The sequence below is a fragment of the Methanococcoides sp. genome, assembly GCF_030594565.1.
Lineage (GTDB): Archaea > Halobacteriota > Methanosarcinia > Methanosarcinales > Methanosarcinaceae > Methanococcoides > Methanococcoides seepicolus.
In genome coordinates this window covers 1-9,202 of record NZ_JAUVEY010000089.1, presented here as the reverse complement: position 1 = coordinate 9,202, position 9,202 = coordinate 1, and the positions used below count along the sequence as shown (strand labels likewise).

Below are 9,202 nucleotides of genomic sequence, written 5' to 3'. Positions count from 1 at the left end.
GTCAGGGAAATGAATGTCCTTGATAAATTATCATTACGAGTAGGATGCTTTGGTGCAGAACCATGGTCATCCAGTACCAGAAAAGAACTTGAAGATGCGTTCAACATTAAAGCGTATGATTCCTATGGCCTATCCGAGATGATGGGACCTGGCATCGCATTCGAGTGTCAGGAACAGGACGGCCTTCACATATGGAGTGATCATTATCTTGTTGAAGTGCTTGACGAGGATGGCGAACAGGTTGCTGAAGGTGAGAAGGGCGAACTTGTGCTTACTTCATTAACAAAGGAAGCATTTCCTGTGATCAGATATCGTACCGGCGACATCACAAGACTTCTTAAAAGCGAGTGTGTTTGTGGACGTACAAGCAACCGTATCTCAAGGATACTCGGAAGAGCAGATGATATGCTTATTGTAAGAGGCATCAATGTTTTCCCATCACAGATAGAGAATGTTCTTGTGAGGATCGGGAAGATCACCGACCAGTTCGAGATATATCTTGACAGGAACAAGAAGAAACTGGACGAGATAACAGTCAGGGTAGAACTCGATGAAGGTGCATTCACAGGTGAGATACAGGACCTCGAATCAACAAGAAGACTTGTTGAAAGCGAGCTTAAGAGCGTATTGAACATCAGGGCCAATGTCGAACTTGTGGAAAAGGGAACAATTCCAAGAAGCACAGGTAAAGCAAAGAGGGTCTTTGACAGAAGGGAAGCTATCTGAGTCCCTTTTTTGCATCTAGATATTGCATGCCAATAAGAATAATTGTTCTCAAATATCAGTTGTGAGGTTGCGATAATGCCACATGTAATGGAGATCCTTGGAAAGACGAAAGTCGTTGTAGAGAATGGCGAAGTGGTTGAAGTCGGTGAACCGGAAATAGACTGGTGCCCACTGTTCGAGAAAGCAAGAGGCATTAAAAGGATCACACGCGAGGCTGTTAAGGAGAATATGGAGTTTCGCATAAAGGATTTTGGTCTTTTTACAAAGGACCGTATGCTTGAGATGGATGTTTTCGTGGGTTTTGGCGCTTCGGAAGTTATGATGACAGGACTTGGAAGGGACATCCTCGATACTACAGTGACAGTTTGTGACGGTGCAGGCACTGTTATCACGAACAATCCGGTGCTTGTTCAGGGAATGGGAGCAAGGATTTCGGGACTTGTGGAGACCGAACCTATTGATGAGGTCATGGACCGCATTGGGAAGATGGGCGGTATTGTGCTTAATCCATCTACTGCCATAATCGATCCTGTCGGAGGAGTCCTTAAGGCAATTGAACTCGGTTTCAAGAGAATTGCTGTTACTGTTGTTGACCCCGGAACTGCCAGAATGCTTCGCGAAATTGAGGGTGAGAACGACCTTGAGCTAATGATCATCGGAGCTCATACTACAGGTCTTAGCAGGGAAAATGCCCTTGAGATAATAAAGTACCTTGACATCATTACTTCCTGTGCATCAAAAGCGATACGGGATGTCATCAAACCTCTGGCACAGGTAGGTACTGCAGTACCTCTTTTTGCACTTACACAGAAAGGAAAAGAGCTTTTACTTGAGCGTGCAAAGGAAGTTGAAAGCCCCATTCTTGTTAATACTATGTCATTGCCAGTATTGCCAAAAAAGAAGCAGCCTAAGGAACTTATCTGAACTTTAGTCGGGCTTTGTACCCTAACTTTTGATAGACAACGCCCAGAACAAGTTGTTAATAAATAAAAGAATAAGGTCACTCATCAAAACTGGTGACCTTTTCATCCTTTGCATCAGAGATGGATGCAGTTATCATTTTGAATTTAGGTACTCCGGAACCACCGGTCTCAGAAGATACCAGGGCATTTGACCAGGGGCTGTTGGTCATGTATCCGATGCCTTCATGCCCTTCATCGTAGTCGGAAGGTCTGAGATGCACAACAACTCTTCCGAAGTTGTTCTTAAGAACTGCCTTTCTTCCATCCTTAAGCACCATCTTCTTCATGTCACCTTTATCCAGCAGAATTACAGCTGAACGTTCGGCATATTCATCCCCACATCCTGATGATTCAAGAGCGGTGCTTTGGAAGATATCCCTGTAGGTTATTATCTTGATATCGTATTCAGGAGCTTTGAGAAATTGTCCAAATCCCATTTATAATTCCCCCATAATGCGTTCCAGTATCTCTGCATCACACATTCGATCAGTTTCAGTCATGGCTTTGAACTCCACTTCAACACCATCCATCCTGACAGCAGTTCCCCCACACTCCGACCCTGCAGTGGCGGCTGGAATTGACACTTTTGCTTTTCGGGACGTCAGAGTATTGCATGGATCAATAGTGATTACCGAAATGTCCAACAGCTCTTTTGCAATACTGCCTGGAAGACTTGACATCGGGTCAGACCCTATTATTAGCGCTGCATCAACGGTTCTTGCCCTCAGCAATTCCACAACAGAACAGTGTGCTCCATGTTCAACATCATTCCCTGTGAATTTGACACGGTTAATATATCCGGTTTCCTCATGCAGGTTATGATTGGATCCCCGCATATTATACTGACCTACCATCGGGATGAGATGGAAGTTGGAAACTTCATTGAGCTTATCCATTAAACGGACTAGCGGTTCAATTTCCTCAAGTGAATAAACAAGGCCCAAGCCAACACAAATCACCCCGAATTCAGCTTTTTTAAGCATATTCGCAAGTTCAAGTATCTTCTTCGGACCCATTCCGAAAGAAACCTTGGGGACCTTGCCGGAAAGACCATTTGCGAGTGCATTAAGCAGCTCTTCATCCGCCTGTGGCGGTATCTGGTAGAACTTATCACCACAGATAGTAGCAGTATCAGACTTCCTCACATCGATGCAAATAGCTGTACGATCTTCCTCCCAACCACGTTGTCTTTCTTTTCCACGGGGGAAATAGGTGTATTTGGACAGATGTCTCGGATGTGAGTTAGAGGGGTCTGCTCCCCAGTAGACAATAACATCCGCCTTGTCCTTTACTTCATCAAGTGTGCAGGTCCTTATCTTATTCTCAAGTATTGCTTCGACGACAGGTCCCTGGCAGAACGAAGAAGTATCATCAAAATAAGCACCAGTCCTTTTTGCTACCTCAATAGCATTTTTCTGTGCCTGACTGGTCGAGTTCCCCATTCCAAAGAGCACCGGAGAATCGGCTTCCTTGAGTATTCGGGCAGCTTCTATGATAGCATCTTCAAGAGATGCGGGTGCGCCATCGATCCTACACTCAGCAGGTCTATTACATTCTTTCAGGCGAGCTACACCCTTTAGACATGCATTGTTCACCTTTGAAACCTTACCATCCTCTAGCTCGACCTCTATATCATCACAGAGAAGTCCACAACCTGTGCAAACGTAATATTCATTTTCCATTTGTTTCACACCATGATCAGACGAATTCAATTGCTTTTGTGGGGCATGTAACGATACAACCATTGCATAGTATCTTATTCTTACCAAATCGGCGACACTGACTTACATTGGATAGACGTACGACACCATCCTCTACCCGAAGGATCACATTGTCACTGGTGGGTGCATTTCCTGAACCTGCACCATACGGATCTTCAGCCACGTTAACAGGACATGCAACAACACAGTTACCGCACCCAATGCATTTTTCAGTATGCACGATCATACCCGACTCAGAAGCCTCTCCTGCAGGTGTGATGATCTCGGAAAGTTTATCATAGTTCTCTTTGAACTTGTCCTCTTTCAGAGGCGGGCAATCATCGACCACGACCTCTCTTGAAAGAAGTGCTGCTGCAAACGCCATACAGGTCGCTTTACCACACTGTTTGCAATTTGTTTTTGGTAGTAACTGGTATATTTCCAATGCATTTGTCATGAATTCACCTGAAAAATATTAAAAATAACGAAGGAAAAATGTGCTATCTTTCGTTTCAGCCCTTTTTCTTAAAGAACAGATCACAATGACAGGAGCCATCATTACTTATCTCGTCCTTATGATAGATACAGGGACAGATTATTTTTTTGTCCTCCTGATCATCACCAGTCACTATCCTGCAGGGGCAGTAGTTCTTCCCGTGTTTGTTCCTGTTCCTTGCCAGTCCTTCAAGAACAAGATGCAATGACTCTTCGTCGGGATTTAACATATATCCAGCCTTATCGGCATATTTGGATGTCCATACGTGCATGTCTTCTTTAGTAGATTCATTATTTGTCATGTTTTTCACTTCTGATGGACTGTTGCTGGACCGTTGCTCCAGTAAGTTATCAAGATGTTCTCGGAGTTTATCTTCTTTGGTGTAGCCAACAACATTTTCCTCCAGATTGCCATCTTTGAAGAAAAGAAGAGTAGGAACACCTAATATATTGAACCTTTTTCCGATTTCAGGTGAACCTTTAAGGTCAATCTTAATAAACTTTACCTTTGATTCGTATTCACCTGCCAGTTTTTCGAATATGGGCCCCATCTTTTTACAAGGTGGGCATGTCTTTGTAAAACAATCAACTACAACGGGCAATTCTGAATGTTCCACCTCTGCCTCAAAAGCAAGGGTATTTATCACGAAGAGATTCTTGTTCAACTCCTCAACCACGGGTTCAGTGAATTTAACTTGCTTCTGCCCCCCGAAAATGCTTCCGATAAAACTTCCCAATCCCATTTATAACACCTTTTTATTTAAAATGTAACTTATGCTACCATTAATCATATGCACGTAAATTATTTAACATTGCACATTTAGAGTTTAGGCTTTATTTATATAATATCAGCTTATAGAGAATTTATTATGTCGATAAAAAATATTAGCAAAAAACAAGCGCAGTATAGCGGATATGCCATATTTGTATTTATTTTTGTGCTGATAGCATTCCCCCTACTCATTCCCATGGGTTTCAAGATGCTCATTCTAGTACCACTGGCTTTCGCTATCGGCATGATGGGTTACTGGCTGGGCGGCTTAATTCACAGGAAAATGAGTGAATAAATCACTTATTTTCAGATGGCAGTAATTAAGTAGGCACATAAAGTAGAACTATAAAAAAAGGGATCTCATCAACATTGAGTGGGTAATTTAATATTCATACCTTCCAATTCAATCATTATGGAAGATAAAGAACTCCTTCAAATTGCTCTTGGTTTATCATCGCCTTGGTTTGTAAAAGATATTAATCTTAATACTTCCAAAAAAAGAATGGATATTTACCTTGATTTTACCAAGGGAACGAAGTTCCCTTGTCCCATTTGTAACAAATTGAGTGAATTGCATGATACTAAAGAAAAGGTATGGAGACATCTCGATTTCTTCCATTATGAAACATATCTTCATACAAGAGTGCCACGAACAAAATGCAATGAACACGGTGTAAAGCTTGTAAATGTTCCCTGGACAAGACAAAATACTGGATTTACTCTGTTCTTTGAAGCCTTAATTGTTGCCATGTCCAAAGAAATGACAGTGTCTGCTATTGCTGATATGGTAAATGTTCATGAAGATTCATTATGGAGAATCCTTAGTCATTATGTTAAGGAAGCAATGGTGAAAACTAATCTATCGAATCTTGATATAATTGGAGTGGATGAGATTTCTGTCAAGAAAGGTCACAGTTATGTGACTTTGTTCTATGATCTGAATAAAGATAGGGTAATCCATATTGAAAATGGAAAGGGAAAGGATGGGTTTAGGAAATTTAGAGATTTCCTCTCTACAAAAACAAATCCTGATAATATAAGATACATATCAATGGATATGTCTCCTGCTTTCAAAGGTGGAGCAAAAGAATATTTCCCGAACGCGAAGGTTGTTTTTGATAAATTCCATATTGTTAAAATGATGAATGATGCTATCGATAAAGTTAGAAGAAGTGAATATCAATCGAATAAAGAACTTGGTAAAACAAGATTCATGTGGTTGAAGAATCCAGAAAATCTAACTGATAGAGAAATCATTAAAATGAAATCCATCAAGGATTTAGATACTAAGACTGCTAAAGCTTACAAGTTCAAACTTGCATTAAAACGATTGTGGGAAATCAAAAACACAAGAGCTGCAAGGGAATATCTGGAAAAATGGCACTACTGGGGAACTCATAGCAATATTAAAGAGATCATTACATTGGCAAAGATGATAAAAAGAAATTCGTATGGAATTTTGGAATCAATTAAAGGAGATATCAGTAATGGGGTTGTCGAAGGATTGAACAACAAGATTAAGACAGCTTTCAAGAGATCATATGGATTGAAGACTGAAATGTATAGGAATACAATGATATTCTTGATGGCGGGGAAATTGAAATTACCCACACGATCTTAAAGAGAACCAAAAAAAGAAAGTTCACATTTGTGACGAAACATGAATTCTTTTTTGTTGAGTATAAGGAATAATCCCATAATCCGTATACAGGAAATGCGACAGCAGGGAATTCAGGTATCCCTGAGAAATAATTTCACCCCTTCAACAAGTTCAGTTTGTGTGGATTCAATACTGCGTCAGCAACACATGCTAATAGCACCTTTTACCGAGAACCTGTAAAAGATATCTGAGAATTATCATCAGCTGTATCGATGAAGGCTTCACCCCCTTCATCAAAGAAACTATAATATCTACCTGTTCCAATTTTATTATCCTATTGGAGATCTCCTTTTGAAACTACAGAATTATTGACTATGCTGTTTAGAGAGATCTTATTATCATCAAAAGCAATTATGCGGATGCTTCCATTATTATCATTGATCATATTGCCACTGATCACATTATTATTGCTTTTTATCAGAAGTTATAGACCATCCATAGGTTACTGTCAATAAGATTCTGTTCAATTACATTTCCCCCGGATTTGAAAAGATATATACCATATTGATTTTCTTTTATAATATTATTTGTTATGACATTATCTTTTGAAACCATATATAATCCGCTTCTTCCGTTGCAAAGAACAAATCCATCAACGACCGAATTTCCTGCATAGAGATTAATGGGATTTCCGAATCCCTTTGCATCTATGACAGGACTGCCTACTCCCTGTAATGTCAGTTGCTTATTTACGATCAAATTCTCTTCATAAGTACCACTATGAACAATGATCTTGTCCCCTTCATTTGCATTGTTTACAGCATCCTGTATACAGGAATATTCCTTTCCAGATCCTACTTCAATGATGGCTGCATTTGCCTTTGTTACGATGACTGACATAAGTAATGGTAACAAGAATAATTTGATCATAACATGTATCCTAATGTTCATTATGCACCCTCACCCCAATTGTATTAGATAGAATGTTAAAAAAAGTAATAAAGATGAATGAACTATATTTTAGAACGGATAATTAGTACTTGAAGTTAGTACTAACAGTCATGGCCAATAGTCAGAACTATTAATTAGGATCGATACCTGGTAAAGTTGATCAAAACAAAATTAAAAAAAATGGATTTAAAATCAAAACTCAGCAGAAAAGATCGAACCCATATCATTTATCTTATAAAGATATTCAGACCCTAGATCAGTTATTGAATACTTGTTTGAAGTTTTTTCTACAAGACCAACATCCATCATCATGTTGATATACTGATCAGCCCGGTTAAAATTTAAGTTTGCATTATAAACTATTGCAGTTTTTGTCACCTGTGACTTCTTTACAACATTTAAAATATCTACCATTATTTCAATCTTTCCACGACGCATTTTCCCCACACCACATCTTTAATTTGATTTAATTATCCCCAATCAATCTGGGTGTTTCTTTTATTTAAAGGTTACGAAATCATTATATATACTCATCATAATGAGTAGGAGAAAATTTAGTAGTGAACAAATTACAGTTCAAACTAATATAAGCGGCATCAGACGATACACTTATAGGTGGCAAAATTCCCTGCACATGCATTTCCAATCGAAAAATAAGGTCACTTACTGATCGATTTGAATTAAATCCTACTAAATATGTCAAAAATGCACCACAATCCACATCAACCTATTAAAATTCCAATAAATGGTACTTAATAGTAAGATCTATTTCATGCTGCCATAGGCATGGCAATAGGAAAGCCTCAAGATAGCCTTTTTCAAAAAACTATTATAAGATAACTTGTGAAACATCATTCTGAGATATCTTCAAAGGATCGATGTGGGACAATTCATAAACTCAAATTACAAGATCCTTATGCAACTACTCCTTCGATTATCAAAATCTAATCAAAAATATGACTTTGCGATCAATTACACCAATGACCCTAATATGGTAAAAGATATGTTTCAATTCAGGGGATGGACGAGAGTAAGCAAAAAGGTCAACAAACTCATATTCATACATCTCAGTGTACATCATTGACAAAAATAAAAGGTTTACACTATCTGCTTCATCTATAAAAAAAAGCAAACCAAAAATTGGTCCCCTCACTAATTCATTTATCTGATAATACAAGAAGTAAAAGTAAAATCGCCTGTAAGCTTATAACTGAGAAGGTCAATATCCGAATTTATTGGATTTTTCATAGACCTTATCCATCGGGTTTTTGGAAGATGTAGCATGATTTAGAAAATCGCTATCATCTTCCTTCCTTTATGGAGCTTTATTTGTTTTACTTTTCTTTTTCAAATGAAATTTTTTATTTACTTTTTGCGCTTAACAATGATAATTGCGCCTACCAATGAAACCAGTATCAAACCGAATATCCCAGTAACAAGCGCAGAGGACTCTGCTTCTGATGATGGTACATTCTCGTTTGTAGTTTCAATTTCAGTTCTATCTCCTGCTAAAGCAATGCTCTCAAATGTATTTTCCTCATCTGAATTATCCTGGACTTCTGCATCATCCAATGAAGATGAAGATGAAGATGAACTTGCTGATGGAGATGAACTAAAACTTGAGGATCCACTTGAGGATTCGGCAACTGTTTTATCAGCTGGTTTTTCACTTACGGCAGGGGCTGATGATGCAAGAGTTGTAGTTACTGTGGCTCCCGGAGCTGCATTTGTGAGGTCAACAAGGTCTGTCTCGACACCATTCACATAGAACTTGAGATTCTCGTAATCATCGGAATCACTGGTTATTAACAACCTGTTAGCAGGCGAATCGCCATATACTCCTGCGGAGCCTACGGTAGCTGCACCAACTGTCTTTTCTCCAAGTTTGACTGTAATTTCAGTTCCCACAGGTGCTACTTCTCCATCAATAGTAACTTCTCCCCCTACGATTAAAGGAAGTGATGGACTAGCTTCAGAAGCAGTACTTACAGGGATC

General features: G+C 39.1%; 11 protein-coding genes. 4 read left to right on the top strand and 7 right to left on the bottom strand.

Annotated elements, in window-relative coordinates; all coding sequences use genetic code 11:
* Together QAS77_RS08215 and QAS77_RS08210 are read left to right on the top strand one after the other, a co-directional pair.
* Window positions 1-726, top strand: a 726-nt coding sequence (locus QAS77_RS08215; protein ID WP_305064870.1) for a phenylacetate--CoA ligase family protein, incomplete at its 5' end; no start/stop codon positions are given.
* Between the two features lie 75 nt (window positions 727-801).
* Complete coding sequence (locus QAS77_RS08210) at window positions 802-1,650, top strand: methanogenesis marker 8 protein (RefSeq protein WP_250867269.1); 849 nt, start codon at window positions 802-804, stop codon at window positions 1,648-1,650.
* Window positions 1,651-1,726: 76 nt separating this feature from the next.
* On the opposite strand, the gene QAS77_RS08205 is transcribed toward QAS77_RS08210, so the two are convergent.
* The 4 genes from QAS77_RS08205 to QAS77_RS11565 are packed head-to-tail and all read right to left on the bottom strand — an operon-like array spanning window position 1,727 to window position 4,626.
* Window positions 1,727-2,125: a formylmethanofuran dehydrogenase gene (locus QAS77_RS08205; protein WP_250867268.1), complete on the bottom strand. Its 399-nt coding sequence runs from the start codon at window positions 2,123-2,125 to the stop codon at window positions 1,727-1,729.
* Window positions 2,126-3,370 (bottom strand): formylmethanofuran dehydrogenase subunit B, encoded by a 1,245-nt coding sequence (locus tag QAS77_RS08200; RefSeq protein WP_250867267.1) that lies wholly within the window; start codon window positions 3,368-3,370, stop codon window positions 2,126-2,128.
* 16 nt (window positions 3,371-3,386) lie between these two features.
* Complete coding sequence (locus QAS77_RS08195; protein WP_305064868.1) at window positions 3,387-3,845, bottom strand: (Fe-S)-binding protein; 459 nt, start codon at window positions 3,843-3,845, stop codon at window positions 3,387-3,389.
* A gap of 55 nt (window positions 3,846-3,900) precedes the next feature.
* The gene (locus tag QAS77_RS11565; RefSeq protein ID WP_331522488.1) at window positions 3,901-4,626 is read right to left on the bottom strand and encodes a ferredoxin-thioredoxin reductase catalytic domain-containing protein; all 726 of its coding nucleotides are present in this window, start codon (window positions 4,624-4,626) and stop codon (window positions 3,901-3,903) included.
* 441 nt (window positions 4,627-5,067) lie between these two features.
* Between QAS77_RS11565 and QAS77_RS08180 the strand changes: the two genes are divergently transcribed.
* Together QAS77_RS08180 and QAS77_RS08175 are read left to right on the top strand one after the other, a co-directional pair.
* Entirely contained in the window at window positions 5,068-6,276 is a 1,209-nt protein-coding gene (locus QAS77_RS08180; protein ID WP_305064867.1) for an ISL3 family transposase, read from the top strand.
* A gap of 54 nt (window positions 6,277-6,330) precedes the next feature.
* Entirely contained in the window at window positions 6,331-6,495 is a 165-nt protein-coding gene (locus QAS77_RS08175) for a hypothetical protein (protein WP_305064865.1), read from the top strand.
* Window positions 6,496-6,732: 237 nt separating this feature from the next.
* Here the strand turns inward: QAS77_RS08175 and QAS77_RS08170 are convergent, their stop codons facing one another.
* From QAS77_RS08170 to QAS77_RS08160, 3 genes are all read right to left on the bottom strand, one after another.
* Window positions 6,733-7,155, bottom strand: a complete 423-nt coding sequence (locus QAS77_RS08170) for a right-handed parallel beta-helix repeat-containing protein (protein WP_305064863.1) — start codon at window positions 7,153-7,155, stop codon at window positions 6,733-6,735.
* 243 nt (window positions 7,156-7,398) lie between these two features.
* Complete coding sequence (locus QAS77_RS08165) at window positions 7,399-7,644, bottom strand: winged helix-turn-helix domain-containing protein (RefSeq protein WP_250867261.1); 246 nt, start codon at window positions 7,642-7,644, stop codon at window positions 7,399-7,401.
* A gap of 927 nt (window positions 7,645-8,571) precedes the next feature.
* Window positions 8,572-9,202, bottom strand: a 631-nt coding sequence (locus tag QAS77_RS08160) for a hypothetical protein (RefSeq protein WP_305064861.1), incomplete at its 5' end; no start/stop codon positions are given.

Excerpts from the sequence above, each read along its gene's own strand:
- QAS77_RS08210 (WP_250867269.1), top strand. The coding sequence starts at position 802 with ATGCCACATGTAATGGAGATCCTTGGAAAGACGAAAGTCGTTGTAGAG.
- QAS77_RS08205 (WP_250867268.1), bottom strand. The coding sequence starts at position 2,125 with ATGGGATTTGGACAATTTCTCAAAGCTCCTGAATACGATATCAAGATA.
- QAS77_RS08200 (WP_250867267.1), bottom strand. The coding sequence starts at position 3,370 with ATGGAAAATGAATATTACGTTTGCACAGGTTGTGGACTTCTCTGTGAT.
- QAS77_RS08195 (WP_305064868.1), bottom strand. The coding sequence starts at position 3,845 with ATGACAAATGCATTGGAAATATACCAGTTACTACCAAAAACAAATTGC.
- QAS77_RS11565 (WP_331522488.1), bottom strand. The coding sequence starts at position 4,626 with ATGGGATTGGGAAGTTTTATCGGAAGCATTTTCGGGGGGCAGAAGCAA.
- QAS77_RS08180 (WP_305064867.1), top strand. The coding sequence starts at position 5,068 with ATGGAAGATAAAGAACTCCTTCAAATTGCTCTTGGTTTATCATCGCCT.
- QAS77_RS08170 (WP_305064863.1), bottom strand. The coding sequence starts at position 7,155 with ATGTCAGTCATCGTAACAAAGGCAAATGCAGCCATCATTGAAGTAGGA.
- QAS77_RS08165 (WP_250867261.1), bottom strand. The coding sequence starts at position 7,644 with ATGCGTCGTGGAAAGATTGAAATAATGGTAGATATTTTAAATGTTGTA.